Here is a 14,880-nt window from a genome sequence, read left to right on the forward strand (position 1 = left end):
CGCTGGTGGTCGTTGCGGGTGGGGGTGGGGGCTTCAGCGTAACGCCGTCCTCGGGTGGCTGCGGGGTGGCAGGCCCAGGGGGCTAAATGAAGATTGGAATGGGGGTTGAAATCAGGGGTTTCCCCTTGTGGCATAAGCGGCACGTGCTATGACCTTTCAAGCTTTGAATTAACCGCTGACATGGTACAGCCGCGCCACCGAGGCGGCTGCGCCGGGGGGCAGTTTGCTGCCGCCGTAGGTGTGGGCGCTGCCCTGCTGGGGCATGAGGGCCTGGAGCTGCTGCTGGTTGATGGCCCCGATTTTGACGATGTGCCCGCGCATTTGGGCCAGCCGGTCAGAGATGCGCTGCATGTGGGCGATGGCGCTGGGGGTGAAGGCGCTGACTTCAAACCGCTGGGCCAATTGGACAAAGGCCGTCATGCTGCTTTGCAGCTGCTCCATGGCTTGGGCGATGGCCTCGGGCGAGTCCTCGGTCAGCAGGGGGGTGATCAGGTCGAGCAGGCCATCAATGTGGGCCAGGGCTTGGTCTAGTTGCATGGTCAGGCGATTCCCAAGAGAGAAAAAGAAGGCGCTGGAAAAACAGTCAAAAACAGCGCCAATAGTAAAGCCCCGCTGTCCTTGCACACCAGCCGAAGGTCGGAAAGGCTGGAAACGTGCAGGCCAGCGGGGCCTTGATTTTTTGCGAGGTGGTTTTAAGCGCGGGCAGCACCCAAGAACATGCTGGCATCGGTCAGCAGTTTGTCGGCAATGGCCCCGGCGTTCACTTTGAACGTGCCGTTGGCGATGGCCTCGCGCATGGCTTGCACCTTGGCGGTGTCCACATCGCTGGTGGTTTTAGAGCCTTCGCCCAGCGAGCGCACCGATTTGGAGACCGTCACCGGCACCCCCGATTGGGCGGTGCGGCCACTGGCTTGCACCGATTCGGCAGCGGTACCCACTTGTTTTTGCTGTGCATTTTGGGCAGTGGTTTGCTGGAGCTTGCTTGCCAGCATTTCGATGTTGTTGTTGGTTCCGACCTTCATTTTCTTTCTCCGTAGCGTGTTTTATCGCTGAGTTGTTACTGGTATCGGCAAGGGGCAGAGGAACTTGAGGACTTTCTTTGCAGCGCAATGTTGGCGCGGCTGAATGTCTTGGGGTGGCCTACATTCCTGTTTCGACATCCCCTTGGGCATTGACGGTACCGGAGACAAGGCGGCCATTATCCATCCGGACTTTGACCGTTTCACCCACTCCCGCGCCATTGACCGCTTTGCCGGACGAGGTAACGACAAACCCGGCCCCTTTGGCCAGGACTTTGACCGTGGCCCCTTTGGCAAACACCTCGGCGGGCCGCACCATGGACTGGCGCAGCGTTTGTCGGGCCATCAAGTTGCGGGCGGCAGTTTGGCCGACCCAGCCTTCGGGCAGGGCAATCACCGGCGAGGTGTCGGCCGCCCAATCGACTTCGGCTTGGCTGGCGCTGCTGGCATCCAGGGTTTCACCGGCATTGATATTGGTGTTGAGCACCCAGCCCATGCCCCAGGCTTGCACCGTGACCGGTAAAAACACATTCCAGGGCCGGGCACCAGGCTCGATGCAGCGCAGGCCAATGCGGGTGCGGCCCCACAGTTTGGAGCCGGCGGGCAGGTAGGGCTCTACCTGGTTGCACGGGGCCAGCTGCAGGCGGGCATCGAGCTTGCCCACTTGCACCTCCATGCGCAGGGGCAGGCTTTGCAATGCTTCGTCCCCCCCCGCGCCGCCTTGGCCAATGGCGCTTTGCACCCATTGGCTGCCCAGGGCGTTGAGCTCTGGCAGGCTGTTTTGTGCGCTGGCGCTGGCACAGCCCAGCGCCGCCAGCCAGGCCAGGCGGCGCAAAGGGAGGGGCAGAAGCGAAGGCAACATAAAAAAACAATTCACATGGATAGTGGGGGTTGCGGCAACTGTAAGCAGGCACAGGTTTTTTAAACTCTGGAAAAACGCAGCCAAGGGTGCTTTCTTTGCGCTTTCAGGATTGGGGCAAGTTTCCATAATCGCTGCACGACTTGGAGCCGACCTGTGCCTCTGGGTTGGCTTTGCTTGGAGGAAAGAGTGCCATGTTCAACAAAATCACCGCGAATTTGAATTTTCAAACCGATGCCTTGGTGTTGCGTGCCGAGCGGCAGCGTTTGATTTCCAGCAATATTGCCAACGTCGATACCCCTGGTTACGTGGCGCGGGACTTTGACTTTGCCAAAACGTTAAAAGCCGCCACCGAGGGCGAAAGCAGTGTGCAAGAGCAAATGCGCCTCTTGAGCACCACGGATGCCAAGCACATTCCCGTGCCCACGGTGAATTTTGGCAAAGACAAAGACCAGCGCCTGGGCTACAGCCTGTCGGCCCAGCCCGCTTTGGACAACAACACGGTGGACATGGACCGTGAGCGGGCCAATTTTGTCGATAACGCTGTGCGTTACGAAGCCACGCTGCGGTTTATCAATGGATCGTCACGCACCTTGCTGTCGGCCATTACCGGTCAGTAAAAATTTTTTAAGGTAGAGCACGATGTCGATGTTTTCTATTTTCAGTGTGTCGGGCAGCGCCCTGAGTGCGCAATCGCAGCGCCTGAACGTGGTGGCCTCCAACCTGGCCAACGTGGATGCGGTGGCCGGCCCCGATGGCGAAAGCTACAAAGCCCGCCAAGTGGTGTTTCAGACGGCTCCCATGGGCGACGAGGGGGCGGCGGGCGTGAAAGTGGTCGGTATCAAAGAGAGTGACACCCCTGGGCGCAAGGTGTATTCGCCCGAGCACCCTCTGGCCGATGAGCAAGGCTATGTCACCCACTCCAACGTCAGTGCGGTCGATGAGATGGTGGACATGATCTCGGCCTCGCGCTCCTACCAGAACAACGTTGAAGTCATGAACACGGCAAAAACGCTGTTGCTCAAAACCTTGCAGCTGGGCCAGTAAGCGCTCAAAAAAACCAAAAGGCAAACCGCTATGTTCACCCCGATTTCCAACACCGCTGCGAACGCCAGCGCTGCCAATGGGCAAAACGGCTTTGGTGCCACCAACGCCGCCGATATGCAAAACCAGTTCCTCACGCTGCTGGTGGCCCAGTTGAAAAACCAGGACCCCACCAGCCCGATGGACAACGCGCAAATGACCTCGCAAATGGCGCAGATCAGCACGGTGACTGGTATTGAAAAGCTCAACGACACCGTCAATAGCGTCACCAGCCAGTTCTCGACGGTGCAAATGCTGCAAGGCAGCAATTTGATTGGCCGCACCGTGCTGTCCGAAGGCAACGAACTGGGCGTGGCCGTTCAGGAAACCGAAGATGCCGATGGCAACAAAACCAGCACCACACGCGGCACTGCGGCCTTTGATTTGGATGGTGTGGCCGGCGATGTGCAGGTGCAAATCACCAACGCCAGCGGCCAGGTCATCGACACCTTGCAATTGGGTGCTGCCAATCCGGGGCGCAATTACTTCACCTGGGATGGCTCCAATTACGACGGGGATGTGAGCAATTTGCAGTTCAAAGTGGTTGCCACCAATGGGCAAGACACCGTGCAGTCCACGGCGCTGGCCCCGCAGGCCGTGGTGGGCACCAGTATTACGGACCAAGGCATGGTGCTGGAGCTGGCCAATGGCAAGAGCATTGGTTACAGCAACGTCAAGGCTGTGTTTTAAATTTTTCAGTTTTTCAGTTTTAAGGAGCAGCACCATGGGTTTCTACCACGGCCTTTCGGGCCTGAACGCCGCCAGCAAAAGCCTGGATGTCAGCGGCAACAACATTGCCAACAGCAACACCATCGGTTTCAAAAAATCGCGTGCTGAATTTAACGAGATGGTTGCCAGCGCCATGGGCACGGGCCAGAGCCCCGGCAGCGCCGGGGTCGGTATCGGCGTGAGTGTGGCGGCCGTCACCCAGCAATTCAGCCAGGGCGTGATCACCCCCACAGCCAACGGGCTGGACATGGCCATCAATGGCGATGGCTTTTTTGTCGTCAATACCCCCAGTGGTACGGCTTACACGCGCAATGGTGCATTCCAGCTGGATAAAAACGGCTTTTTGGTCACCGCCAATGGCGACAAGGTGCAAGGCTGGGCCGATGCCAATGCCACGGGCACCCAGCCGGTGGATTTGCAGTTTCCCACCGGGGCCGGTATTCCGGGGCGCCAAACCACGAGCTTGGCCATTCAAGCGGCCAATTTGCCGGCCACCGCGCCGGATGCCACCAGCGTCACCCCGAACACACCGCGCCACACTTATGGCACCTCGCTGCAGGTGTACGACAGCCAGGGCGTGGCCATTCCGGTGGAAGTCTATTTTGTGAAAAACGGCAACAATACTTGGGATGTGTACGACACGCTCGACCCTGCGGTGACCACCCCTGTGGGCCAGGTGACGTTCGATGGCGAAGGTAAATTTGTTTCCTCCACCGTGACAGGTCTGAACGTTGATCCCTCCGCCGCCAACCCGAACAACCCGCCAGCCCCGTTTAACGTTACTTTGGATCTGAGCGGCATGACGCAAAACGACCGCAAATGGAGCGTCGATAAGATGACCCAGGACGGCTACGCCTCGGGCGAGCTGACGGGGGTGAACGTCTCCAAGGACGGCACGCTGATGGCTTCGTACTCCAACGGCCTGACCCGCCCCGAGGGCAAGGTGGCCCTGGCCCGCTTTACCAACCCGCAAGGGCTGGCCCCCAACGGCAACAACAACTGGGTGCAGACCAACGATTCTGGCCCGGTGCTGTACGGCTCGGCCGGGGCGGGTAGCTTTGGTCAGATTCAAGGTGCTGCTTTGGAAGAGTCCAACGTGGATCTGACCGCCGAGCTGGTGGGCATGATGACTGCGCAGCGCTCTTACCAGGCCAACGCGCAGACGATCAAAACGCAAGACCAGGTGTTTTCCACCTTGGTGAACCTGCGTTGATGCCGCATTGGTGAACGAGAAGGAGTAGCCCGCCATGGATCGCATGATCTACACCACCATGACCGGGGCCAACGCTGCTATGCAGCGCCAGGCCATCCTGTCCAACAACCTGGCCAATGCCACCACCACCGGCTTTCGTGCCGAGCTGACGACCTTTCGCTCGGTACCGCTGGAAGGTGCGGGCTCCAGCACCCGGGTGTTTGGGCTGGATGCCACCTCGGGCTATTCCGACGAACCGGGCACGGCCATTACCACCGGCAAGCCCACCGATGTCATGGCCCGGGGCAATGCCTGGTTTGCCGTGCAAGGTTTGGATGGCCTGGAGGCCTACACGCGCAACGGCGCTTTGGAAGTGAACGACCAAGGCCAGCTGATGACGGCCAATGGCCTGCCCATCCTCTCCGATGGCGGTACGCCCATTGATGTGCCGCAAAACGCCAAGGTCAGCTTTGGGGCTGATGGCACGATTTCGGCCACCGAGCCGGGGCAAGACCCGATCAATATTGGCCGCCTCAAGATGATTACGCCCGAGGCTGGCGCGCCCCTGGTGCGCGGTGACGATGGCCTGTACCGCGCCGCCGATGGCAACCCGCTGCCCACCGATGCCACCGCCCGCCTGGCCGACGGGGTGCTGGAAGGCTCCAACGTCAATGCCGTGGGCACCATGGTGGACATGATTGCTGCGGCTCGCCAGTTTGAGGCGCAAATGAAGCTGCTGACCACCGCCGAGACCAACGATAAAACCGCTGCCCAGTTGCTGGGCCTGAATGGCTAAGGCCAGCCAAGGAGGACTCCTACCATGATGAATTCCCTGTGGATTGCCAAAACCGGCATGAACGCCCAACAGACGAATATGGACACGGTTTCGCACAACCTGGCCAACGTCACCACCACGGGTTTCAAGCGCCAGACGGCGGTGTTTGAAGACCTGATTTACCAAAACCTGCGCCAAGTGGGCTCGCAGGTGGATGAGCAAAACCAGCTGCCCACCGGCATGCACATGGGCCTGGGCGTGCGCTCGGTGGCCACCACGCGCACCTTCTCGCAAGGCACGCCGCTGGAGACCGGCAAGGCCTACGACGTGGCCATCAATGGCGATGGGTTTTTTCAAATTCAAATGCCCGATGGCAGCACCACCTACACCCGCGACGGCACCTTTGCCCTCAATGGCGATGGCACCCTGGTCACCTCGGGCGGCTACCCGCTGCTGGACGGCATTACCGTGCCGCCCGATTCGCGCAGCTTCACCATCAGCAAGACCGGCATCGTCACCGTGCTGGCCCCGGGCGAGACCGAGCCGCAGCAAATCGGCCAGCTGAACCTGGCCACCTTTATCAATCCGGCTGGATTGGAGCCGGTGGGCGAAAACCTCTACCGCGAAACCCCGGCCTCGGGCGCACCGCAAACCGGGGCCCCCGGCGACACCAGCATCGGCACCGTGCTGCAGTCCTATTTGGAATCGTCCAACGTGAACGTGGTCAATGAGCTGGTCACCATGATCCAGACGCAACGCGCCTACGAGATGAATTCCAAGGCCATTTCCACCAGCGACCAGATGCTGGGCCGCTTGGTACAGATTTAATTATTGATAGCTGTTTGCGCTTTATTGGTGTGGTTTTTAGGTGTTTTATGCTTAAAAACAACTGTATATAAGCGCAAACAGCTCTTTTATTTTGGAGCACGCGCCATGGCTGGCTTTACCCCTTTGTCTTTTCGTCCAGCCCATGTTGGGCTGCTGGCCGCCGCCGTCTTGAGCGGTTGCGCCTTGAACAATCCCCCACCGGTGGACATGGGCAGCACCGCCCCGGTGACGGCCGTGGCCATTGCCCCCCCGGCGCAGGCCGTTAGCAACAGCGGCAGCCTGTACCAGGCCAGCCGCTACCGCCCCGTGTTTGAAAACCGCCGCGCCCGCATGGTGGGCGATACGGTGATGGTGCAAATCGTCGAGAAGGTGGCGGCCAGCCAAAAGCAAAGCTCCAACGTTAACCGCAGTAACGAGATGAGCGGCAGCGTCAGCCGGTTGCCCTTTCTGGCCGGTTCGACCAACGACCGCATCACGCCGCGCCTGGGCATTGGGCTGGAGAATGAGTCCCAGTTTTCTGGCGGCGGTGGCACCAGTAGCGCCAATACTTTCAGCGGCACCATCACCACCAGCGTGATCGAGGTGCTGCCCAACGGGCACCTGGTGGTGGCGGGCGAAAAGCAAATTGGCGTGAACCACAACGTCGATGTGCTGCGCTTTACCGGCACGGTCGATCCGTATTTGATGCAGCCGGGCAGCGTCATCAGCTCGCAGCAGGTGGCCAATGTGCGCGTGGAGTCGCGCAGCCGTGGCCAGCAGGGGGCAGCCCAATCAATTGGCTGGTTAGCATCCTTCTTTTTGAGCGTTCTGCCTTTTTAGAAATCTCCAAAATCGGGCAGTATGAAGATACTGTCCATGCCCCACTCCCTGCGCTTTTTGCGTGCTGGCGCACGTAACCTGGCCTTGCTCACCGCCCTTGTGGGCGCACTGGCTTGGCAGCCTGCGCAAGCGCTGCGCATCAAAGAAGTTGCTGCCGTGCAGGGCGTGCGCAGCAACCAGTTGTCCGGCTACGGGCTGGTGGTGGGCCTGGATGGCACGGGCGACCAAACCACCCAAATGCCCTACACCACCCAGTCGGTGCAAAACTATTTGCAGCAAATGGGCATCACCCTGCCGGGCAATATCAACGCCCGCAACATCCAGCTGAAAAACGTTGCCGCCGTCATCGTCACGGCCGAGCTGCCCGCCTTTGCGCAGCCGGGGCAGCAGATTGACGTGGTGGTCTCCTCCATGGGCAATGCCAAATCGCTCAAAGGCGGCACCTTGATCACCACCCCGCTGCGCGGTGCCGATGGCGAGATTTACGCCCTGGCCCAGGGCAATATGGTGGTGGGCGGGGCCGGGGCCTCGGCCGGTGGCAGCAAGGTGCAAATCAACCACCTGAGCGCCGGCCGCATCCCCATGGGGGCGCAGGTGGAGCGGGCCGTGCCCTCGCCCTTTAATGAGGGCGACACCATCCGCCTGGGGCTGAACGCTGCAGACTTTCAAACCGCCAGCAAGGTGGTGCAAGTGATCAACAGCCGCTACGGCCTGGGCACCGCCGCCGCGCTGGATGGGCGCACTGTGGAGGTGCGTGCCCCCATGGACCCCAGCGCCCGCGTGGGCTTTATGGCGGCCATTGAAGAGCTGCAACTGACCGGCAGCAGGCCTGCGGCCAAGGTGGTGATTAACCCGCGCACCGGCTCCATCGTCATGAACCAGGCCGTGAACTTGAAGCCCAGTGCCATTGCCCACGGCAATCTGGCCATCACCATTGATTCCACCCCGGTCATCAGCCAGCCCAATGCCTTCTCGCTAGGGGAAACCGTGGTGCGCGAAAAAGCCAATATCCAGGTCACCCAGGAGCCGGGCAGCATCGTGAACGTGCCCTCGTCGGCCAATTTGGCCGATGTGGTGCGCTCGCTCAACGCCCTGGGGGCCACGCCCCAGGATTTACTGGCCATATTGCAAGCGCTCAAAGCCGCCGGGGCTTTGGAGGCAGAGTTGGAGGTGTTATGAGCAGTCAAATTTTGGGCTATAGCGCCAGCAATGCCCTGGCCGGAGATGTCAATTCGCTCAACGGCCTGAAAAACGAGGCCACCAACAAAACCCCCCAAGCCGCACGCGAAGCGGCCAAGCAGCTCGAATCGCTCTTCATGCGCGAGATGATCAAAAGCATGCGCCAGGCCACCATGAAAAGCGGCCTGATCGACCAAGAAGGCGGCGGGGGCGACCTGGCCCGCGACATGTACGACCAGCAGCTGTCCGTCAGCATGGCCGGGCTGCCTGGGGGCTTGAGCGCCTCGATCACCGCGCAAATTGCCCGCTCCATGGGGGTGGATGAAAAAGAAGCGCTTGCCGGGTTGCAGCAGCCCATCGGCGGGGTGGAGCGCGGTGGCTTTTCCATCCCCTCCACCGTGAACTTTGCCAGCCGCAGCGGCCGCTTTACCCAGTGGGCGCAAAGCGCGGGCATGCTGGGCACGGCGGCCAACGCCCAGGCGCTGGATGCCTACGCCCCCTCGCCCAAAGGGCGCGAGAATTTTGTCAAAGGCCACCAGGCTGCCGCCCAGCGCGTGGCCCGCGAAAGCGGCATCCCGGCGCACTACATGATTGGCCAGGCCGGGCACGAAACCGGCTGGGGCCAAAGCGAAATTCGCGGTGCCGGCGGGGCCAACTCCTTCAACCTGTTTGGCATCAAGGCCACGGGTGGCTGGACGGGCAAGGTGGCCGAGATCACCACCACCGAATACATCAACGGCGAGGCCCGCAAAGTCAAGGCCAAGTTCCGCGCCTACGACTCGTACGAAGAGTCCTTCCGCGACTACGCCCGCCTGATCAGCCAAAACCCACGCTATGCCAACGCCATGCAGGCCACCGGCAACGCCAAAGATTACGCCAGCGCTTTGCAAAAAGCCGGCTATGCCACCGATCCGCAATACGCCAACAAGCTGTCGCGGGCCATTGAAAGCGCCCAGGCCGTGCAGCGGGGCAACCAGGCGTGAATATTTTTTAAAAATTTTGCAGAAATGAAGAAAGAGCAGCCGTTATGAGCCTCATGAATGTCGGCGTATCCGCCCTGAACGCCAATCAGCAAGCCCTGACCACCGTTGGCCACAACATTGCCAACGTCAATACCCCCGGTTACTCGCGCCAAACCGTCTATACCAATGCCTTGCACGGGCAAAACATGGGCAACGGCTTTATTGGCAAAGGCGTGCAGGTGGCCACGGTGATGCGCAACTACAGCGCCTTGCTCAACCGCCAATCCAACGCTGCCAACGCCATCCATGCGGCCGATACCAGCCGCCTGCAAGGCCTGATGCAAATGCAAGACGTGTTCAAAGGCGGCGATGGCAGCCTGGGCGCGGCCGTCACCAACATGATGAACGCCTTTGTCGATGTGCAGGCCGCCCCCTCGGATGCCACGGGGCGCAACGTGGTGCTCACCCGCATGAGCGAGCTGGCGGCGCGCTTTCACGCGGCCTCCAACATGCTGGAAGAGCAGGACTACTCCACCGCGCAGCAACTGCGCAACAACGCGCTGCTGGTGAATGACAAAGCCAGCCAAGTGGCCCGCCTGAACAATGAAATCAGCCGCGCCCTGGCCACCGGCCACCAGCCCAATGATTTGCTCGATGCCCGCGACCAGGTGATCCGCGAAATCAACCAGTACGTGCAAACCACCCAGGTGGCGGCCGACGACGGCAGCATCAGCCTGTTTGTCGGGGGCAGCCAGGCGCTGGTGCTGGGCATCAACAGCGGGCAGCTGAGCGTGGAAGAAACCAAGGAATACCCTGGCAGCCAGCGCATGGCGCTGTACTTTAGCCAGCCCGGCGGGCAACAGCTAGAGCTGACGGCGGCCATGGTCGGCGGTGGTGAAATTGCTGGGCTGCTGAAATTTCGCAACGAAGACCTGGCCGAAGGGCGCAACCTGCTGGGCCGCCTGGCCATGACCATCGGGCACGAGCTGAACCTGCAAAACCAGCGTGGCCTGACCCTGAACGGGCAGCAAGGCGGGGCCTTGTTTGCCCTGCCCACCACCAGCACCGGCTACGGCAACATCACCGGCTACAGCAATATTGGCCCAGGGGCCGCCACCACCCAGGTGATGGATGCCAGCCAGCTCAAGCCCTCGGAATACCGCTTGATTTTTGAAGGCTCGCCCGTGGCCCCGGTGCTCACGCGCATGTCAGACGGCAAGGTGTTCAACGGCAGCTCTACCCCACCTTTGACCATGGCCGCTTTGAATGCTGGTTTTGATGCCGATGGCCTGCGCTTTACGGTGCCCAATGCGACCACCGCTGCGGCCGTGGCGGGCAACAGCATGTTGTTCAAGCCTTTCAGCACGGCGGCCAGCGAGATCGAAGCCCTGGTACACAACCCGGATGAATTGGCCGCAGCCAGTGCGCTCACGGCCAATATCAATAAAAACAACACCGGCAAGCTGCAATTGACCCAGCTGGGGGCCAACGACTTCACCGGCATTCCTGCTGCGCAAGACCCGGTGCGCCTGACCTTTGACGGTGCGGGTCAGGTTACCTACCAAATCTATGACCACCTGAGCAGCACCTGGAGTGCTGCCTCCGCCTCGATGGACTACACCCCTGGCCAGCCGATCACCATCAACGGCTGGAGCATCACCCTGACCGGCACCCCCGCCGCCGGCGATACGGTGGACGTGGCCAATGCCCTGGATTTTGGCGAAGCCTTTCGCCTGAACGCTGGCAACGCCGGGGCGTTTTTGGACCTGCGTGACAAGAAAGTGTTTGACGAGGGCACCACCCTGAGCGATGGTTTTTCTGCCGCCATGGCCGTGGTGGGCACGCGCACGCAAAGCGTGCAGCTGGCGGAAAAGCTCTCGTCCACCGTGGCGAAAAACCTGGAAATGGACCGCACAGCGGTTTCCGGGGTGAACCTGGACGAAGAGGCCGCCCGCCTGCTGCAGTACCAACAGGCCTACCAGGCCTCATCCAAAGTGATTCAAATTGCGCAAAGCCTGTTCGACAGCGTGTTGAACGCTGTGGGCCGCTGATGCGCACGCTAAGTTAAGGAGTCTTTGCCATGTCGATTTCCCGCCTGGGTACGGCCAATATGTACGACCGCACCATCAACAACATCAACCGCCAGCAAAACGAGCTGGCCAGCCAGATGGAGCACACCTCGGCTGGCATGCGCGTGATTCGTCCCAGCGACGACCCGGTGGCCGCCGCCCAGGCCGAGCGCGCGCGCAACCGCCTAGAGCGCATTGCCAGCGACCAGCGCGGCCTGGACGCACAGAAGGCCACCATTGAGTACGCCGAATCCACGCTGGGCGAAATCAACGATGCGCTGCAGGAGTTTCGTTCGCTGCTGGTGCAGGCCGGCAACGGTGCCTACAACCAGGTGCAGCGCGACACCCTGGTGGAGCAGCTCACCAGCCTGCGCGAGCAAATCTCCAAATACGCCAACCGCACCGACAGCAATGGCCTGCCGCTGTTTCGCGGGCTGGACACGAAAACCGGCCTGCCCTTCCCCAACGACGAGGAAGGCATTCAATCGGGCCAGCCCAACAGTGGCGAGTTTCACATTGCCAATTCGCTCAACGGCGAACTGGCGTTTTTCAGCGGCAAAACCGGCAACGGCGTGCTGGAGATTGAACCCTATTCGCACGCCGCAGGCACGCCCAACCAAGGCAAGGCCCACGCCGATATTGGCGTGATCAAAGACCCCGCAGTGGCTGCGGCGGTGACAACGCCGATTGAAATCACCTTCCAGGACAACGCCGGGGTGCTGGAATACACCACCGATGGCGGTGCCACCTGGAGCCCCTACAAAGAAGGGGCCGCCATCAGCGTGGCCGGCATGGACGTGGTCATCAAAGGCCAGCCTGTGGCCGGCGATGGCTTCACCATCAAGCCCAGCACCACGATTTCCACCTTTGAGGCCCTGGACCGCGCCATTGCCGCCGTGCGCGACAACGCCAACCCCGATGGCAGTACCGCCTTTGGCACGCTCTCGCACGGCATCACCAAGTCGCTGTCTGAGCTGGACATTGCGCTCAACCGCGTCTCCACCGTGCGCGGTTTGGCCGGTGACCTGCTCAACCAAGCAGAACGCATGGGCAACACCTTGCTGGCGCGCGAAGAGCAGGTCGAGGCGCAGCGCGTGGCCGCTGAGCAGTACGATTCCGAAGGCATGGTGCGCGCTATCTCGCAGATGCAAACCCAGCAAACAGCCGTCTCGGCGGCGCTGCAGTCGTATGCATCGATTCAAAAGCTGTCGCTGTTGAACTATATTTCTTAAAATTTTGATGAAAATCCGGCCCTAACGCTTATTGGTCAAGCGTTAGCAGCTATTCATTTGAAAGTCTGCCGTGCAATACGCTTTGAACGTCCTTGTCATGGGCTACCGCCCGATGTGGAGCAGCGACCGCCAGCTGGCCGGCGTGCAATTGTTTTTGCACGACAGCACCGATGAGCCAGTCGATGTGGCCCACTTTTTGCGCACCCTGGAGCAAACCTGGAGCCCCACCGCCCCCCGGGTGCTGCTCTCGCCGCAATCCCCGGCGCTGCTGAAAAACCTGCTGGTGCGCATCCATGACAGCCCGTTTTGGGCGCTGGAGGTGCGCGGCGAGTGGCTGCAGTGGGATGCCAGCTTGTTGGCCTACGTGCAAAACGCGGCCCGCAAAAATGTGCGCCTGATCTGGCGCGGCAAGCGCGATGCCCTGCCCAGTGCCGAGGTGGCCAACCTGTTCACCAGTGGGCTGTTGAGCATCCACCCGCAGGATGCGTTGGAATTTTTGCGCACCCCACCGCCGCCCGAAGAATGCGCCTTCCTGCTGGAGCGGCAAATGTACGAAGACCTGCACAGCCAAACCATGCTGCGCTGCTGCTTTGACCGCTACCAGGCCAGCGCCGTGGTGGGCTGGCCCGATGAGGATGTGCTGTTCAACCTGCGCGGGGCCAAAGTTCTGCACCCCTCGCACGCCCATGTGCTGCGGCTGATGAAGGCCGTCGATGCCGACCAGCCGCTCGATACGTTTGAAGAAATCCTGAGCGAAGACCCCCTGCTGGCCTACCGCCTGATGCTGTTTGCCAACTCCGCCGCGCTGGGCGCACGCCAGCCCATTGACTCACTGCGCCGCGCCTTGGTGCTGCTGGGCTACAGCCCCTTGCAAAAGTGGCTGGGCAATATGCTGCTGCACGCCTGCGAAGAGCCCGATTTGCAGCCCGTGCGCCAGGCCATGGTGCAGCGGGCGCAGCTCACCTCGCTGCTGCTGGATGCCGGGGTCAGCCAAGAGCTGCGCAGCGAAGTCTATTTGTGCGGCCTGTTCTCCCGGCTGGACGACATCCTGGATGAACCCCTGGAAGACAGCCTGGCCCGCCTGCCCCTGTCCGAGCGCATCCCCGATGCCGCGTTGCGCCAAGAGGGGCCTTACGCCTCCAGCCTGGAAATGGCCATTGCCCTGGAAAACGAAACCGGTGCCGAAGCCGTGCGCGACCTGTGCGAGCAGCACGGCATGCACCTGGAGACCATCAACCGCACCTTGCTGCGCCTGATCAGCAGCTGGCGCAGCCAGACACCGCGCTGGTAAAACTATCTTTTCAAGAGCTGGTAGCGCTTATAAATTCATGTTTTTTGCATTAAATAATCAAAAAACATTGTGAATAAAGCGTAAACAGCTATTGTTTTTACCAAAGTGGCGCAGCCTGGGCCTTCAAGGCGGCCCGCAGCGCCAAGTAATCCGGGCAGGCTTGCGCCACCCAGGCCCAAAAGCGCGGGCTGTGGTTCATCTCGTGCAGGTGGGCCAGCTCATGCACCACCACGTAATCCACCACCGGCAGGGGGTAATGCAGCAGCTTGGCGTTGAGCATCAGGCTGCCATCGCGCTTGGCGCTGCCCCAGCGGGTGCGGGCATTGGTCAGGCGCAGGCTGCGCCAGGCCACGCCCAAGGCCGGGGCGTAATGCTGCAAGCGCTCGGTGAACATGCTGCGGGCTTGGCCCAGCCACCAGGCCCAAGCGGTATTGCGGATGGTCGCCGGGCTGGCATCGGTCGCGCAGGGTAGGTGCAGCACCCAGCGCTGGGCCGCTACGGCCACCAGCAAACCCTGGCGCGGGGCGCTGGGGTGCAGCTCCAATTGCAATTGGCCGCCCAAAAAGGGCAGGGTGGTGCGGTTGTGCCAAGCGATGTGCACTTGGGCTTCTTGGCGCTCTTGCACCAGGCTGAGCTTGCTGCGAATCCACCCGGCTTTTTCGTGCAGCAGGGCCTGAATTTGCCGCTCACTGGCGCGCAGCGGGGCGCGCACGACCAGCCCCTTGCTGGCGCTGATCTCCAGGCCCAGGCTGCGCCGGGCGCTGCGCACCAGGGTAAATGGCGGCAGCGGCGGCACGGGGAGCGTGGGCGGCGGGGCCTGCGTCATGCCTTGGGCGCAGCGCC

General features: G+C 61.3%; 16 protein-coding genes. 12 read left to right on the plus strand and 4 right to left on the minus strand.

The features are described 5' to 3' along the window. Positions 1–168: 168 nt before the first annotated feature. The 3 genes from J1777_RS13205 to flgA form a co-directional block, all read right to left on the minus strand. On the minus strand, positions 169–537 hold the full coding sequence (locus J1777_RS13205) for a hypothetical protein (RefSeq protein ID WP_207576156.1): 369 nt from the start codon (positions 535–537) through the stop codon (positions 169–171). A 155-nt stretch (positions 538–692) separates the two neighbouring features. Continuing rightward, on the minus strand, positions 693–1,022 hold the full coding sequence (gene flgM / locus J1777_RS13210) for a flagellar biosynthesis anti-sigma factor FlgM (protein ID WP_242700542.1): 330 nt from the start codon (positions 1,020–1,022) through the stop codon (positions 693–695). Positions 1,023–1,140: 118 nt separating this feature from the next. Next, complete coding sequence (gene flgA / locus J1777_RS13215; protein ID WP_207576157.1) at positions 1,141–1,881, minus strand: flagellar basal body P-ring formation chaperone FlgA; 741 nt, start codon at positions 1,879–1,881, stop codon at positions 1,141–1,143. A gap of 191 nt (positions 1,882–2,072) precedes the next feature. Between flgA and flgB the strand changes: the two genes are divergently transcribed. The 12 genes from flgB (at position 2,073) to J1777_RS13275 (ending at position 14,037) form a co-directional block, all read left to right on the plus strand. Further along, entirely contained in the window at positions 2,073–2,498 is a 426-nt protein-coding gene (flgB, locus tag J1777_RS13220; RefSeq protein ID WP_207576158.1) for a flagellar basal body rod protein FlgB, read from the plus strand. A gap of 22 nt (positions 2,499–2,520) precedes the next feature. Further along, the gene (gene flgC / locus J1777_RS13225; RefSeq protein WP_207576159.1) at positions 2,521–2,925 is read left to right on the plus strand and encodes a flagellar basal body rod protein FlgC; all 405 of its coding nucleotides are present in this window, start codon (positions 2,521–2,523) and stop codon (positions 2,923–2,925) included. Between the two features lie 30 nt (positions 2,926–2,955). Continuing rightward, on the plus strand, positions 2,956–3,651 hold the full coding sequence (locus J1777_RS13230) for a flagellar hook assembly protein FlgD (RefSeq protein ID WP_207576160.1): 696 nt from the start codon (positions 2,956–2,958) through the stop codon (positions 3,649–3,651). 34 nt (positions 3,652–3,685) lie between these two features. Next, on the plus strand, positions 3,686–4,903 hold the full coding sequence (gene flgE, locus J1777_RS13235; RefSeq protein WP_207576161.1) for a flagellar hook protein FlgE: 1,218 nt from the start codon (positions 3,686–3,688) through the stop codon (positions 4,901–4,903). Between the two features lie 34 nt (positions 4,904–4,937). Next, positions 4,938–5,678: a flagellar basal-body rod protein FlgF gene (gene flgF, locus J1777_RS13240; protein ID WP_207576162.1), complete on the plus strand. Its 741-nt coding sequence runs from the start codon at positions 4,938–4,940 to the stop codon at positions 5,676–5,678. Between the two features lie 24 nt (positions 5,679–5,702). Further along, on the plus strand, positions 5,703–6,485 hold the full coding sequence (gene flgG, locus J1777_RS13245; RefSeq protein ID WP_207576163.1) for a flagellar basal-body rod protein FlgG: 783 nt from the start codon (positions 5,703–5,705) through the stop codon (positions 6,483–6,485). A gap of 105 nt (positions 6,486–6,590) precedes the next feature. Then, positions 6,591–7,304: a flagellar basal body L-ring protein FlgH gene (locus tag J1777_RS13250; RefSeq protein ID WP_207576164.1), complete on the plus strand. Its 714-nt coding sequence runs from the start codon at positions 6,591–6,593 to the stop codon at positions 7,302–7,304. Positions 7,305–7,340: 36 nt separating this feature from the next. Continuing rightward, positions 7,341–8,483, plus strand: a complete 1,143-nt coding sequence (locus J1777_RS13255) for a flagellar basal body P-ring protein FlgI (protein WP_242700543.1) — start codon at positions 7,341–7,343, stop codon at positions 8,481–8,483. After that, positions 8,480–9,466: a flagellar assembly peptidoglycan hydrolase FlgJ gene (gene flgJ, locus J1777_RS13260; protein ID WP_207576166.1), complete on the plus strand. Its 987-nt coding sequence runs from the start codon at positions 8,480–8,482 to the stop codon at positions 9,464–9,466. Before J1777_RS13255 ends, flgJ begins: the two co-directional genes overlap by 4 nt. 44 nt (positions 9,467–9,510) lie before the next feature. Next, entirely contained in the window at positions 9,511–11,496 is a 1,986-nt protein-coding gene (gene flgK / locus J1777_RS13265; protein WP_207576167.1) for a flagellar hook-associated protein FlgK, read from the plus strand. A 29-nt stretch (positions 11,497–11,525) separates the two neighbouring features. Then, positions 11,526–12,746, plus strand: coding sequence for a flagellar hook-associated protein FlgL (gene flgL / locus J1777_RS13270; RefSeq protein ID WP_207576168.1), 1,221 nt, complete (start codon positions 11,526–11,528; stop codon positions 12,744–12,746). A 70-nt stretch (positions 12,747–12,816) separates the two neighbouring features. Further along, entirely contained in the window at positions 12,817–14,037 is a 1,221-nt protein-coding gene (locus J1777_RS13275; protein ID WP_341352962.1) for an HDOD domain-containing protein, read from the plus strand. A gap of 97 nt (positions 14,038–14,134) precedes the next feature. Here J1777_RS13275 and J1777_RS13280 read toward each other — a convergent pair. Then, the coding region (locus tag J1777_RS13280) for a M48 family metallopeptidase (protein WP_207576169.1) at positions 14,135–14,880 on the minus strand (746 nt) is incomplete at its 5' end.

The sequence above is a fragment of the Comamonas denitrificans genome, assembly GCF_017368815.1.
Lineage (GTDB): Bacteria > Pseudomonadota > Gammaproteobacteria > Burkholderiales > Burkholderiaceae_C > Comamonas > Comamonas denitrificans.

Excerpts from the sequence above, each read along its gene's own strand:
- J1777_RS13250 (WP_207576164.1), top strand. The coding sequence starts at position 6,591 with ATGGCTGGCTTTACCCCTTTGTCTTTTCGTCCAGCCCATGTTGGGCTG.
- flgG (WP_207576163.1), top strand. The coding sequence starts at position 5,703 with ATGATGAATTCCCTGTGGATTGCCAAAACCGGCATGAACGCCCAACAG.
- J1777_RS13205 (WP_207576156.1), bottom strand. The coding sequence starts at position 537 with ATGCAACTAGACCAAGCCCTGGCCCACATTGATGGCCTGCTCGACCTG.
- J1777_RS13255 (WP_242700543.1), top strand. The coding sequence starts at position 7,341 with ATGCCCCACTCCCTGCGCTTTTTGCGTGCTGGCGCACGTAACCTGGCC.
- flgJ (WP_207576166.1), top strand. The coding sequence starts at position 8,480 with ATGAGCAGTCAAATTTTGGGCTATAGCGCCAGCAATGCCCTGGCCGGA.
- flgF (WP_207576162.1), top strand. The coding sequence starts at position 4,938 with ATGGATCGCATGATCTACACCACCATGACCGGGGCCAACGCTGCTATG.
- flgA (WP_207576157.1), bottom strand. The coding sequence starts at position 1,881 with ATGTTGCCTTCGCTTCTGCCCCTCCCTTTGCGCCGCCTGGCCTGGCTG.
- flgL (WP_207576168.1), top strand. The coding sequence starts at position 11,526 with ATGTCGATTTCCCGCCTGGGTACGGCCAATATGTACGACCGCACCATC.
- flgB (WP_207576158.1), top strand. The coding sequence starts at position 2,073 with ATGTTCAACAAAATCACCGCGAATTTGAATTTTCAAACCGATGCCTTG.
- flgM (WP_242700542.1), bottom strand. The coding sequence starts at position 1,022 with ATGAAGGTCGGAACCAACAACAACATCGAAATGCTGGCAAGCAAGCTC.
- flgE (WP_207576161.1), top strand. The coding sequence starts at position 3,686 with ATGGGTTTCTACCACGGCCTTTCGGGCCTGAACGCCGCCAGCAAAAGC.
- flgC (WP_207576159.1), top strand. The coding sequence starts at position 2,521 with ATGTCGATGTTTTCTATTTTCAGTGTGTCGGGCAGCGCCCTGAGTGCG.
- J1777_RS13230 (WP_207576160.1), top strand. The coding sequence starts at position 2,956 with ATGTTCACCCCGATTTCCAACACCGCTGCGAACGCCAGCGCTGCCAAT.
- flgK (WP_207576167.1), top strand. The coding sequence starts at position 9,511 with ATGAGCCTCATGAATGTCGGCGTATCCGCCCTGAACGCCAATCAGCAA.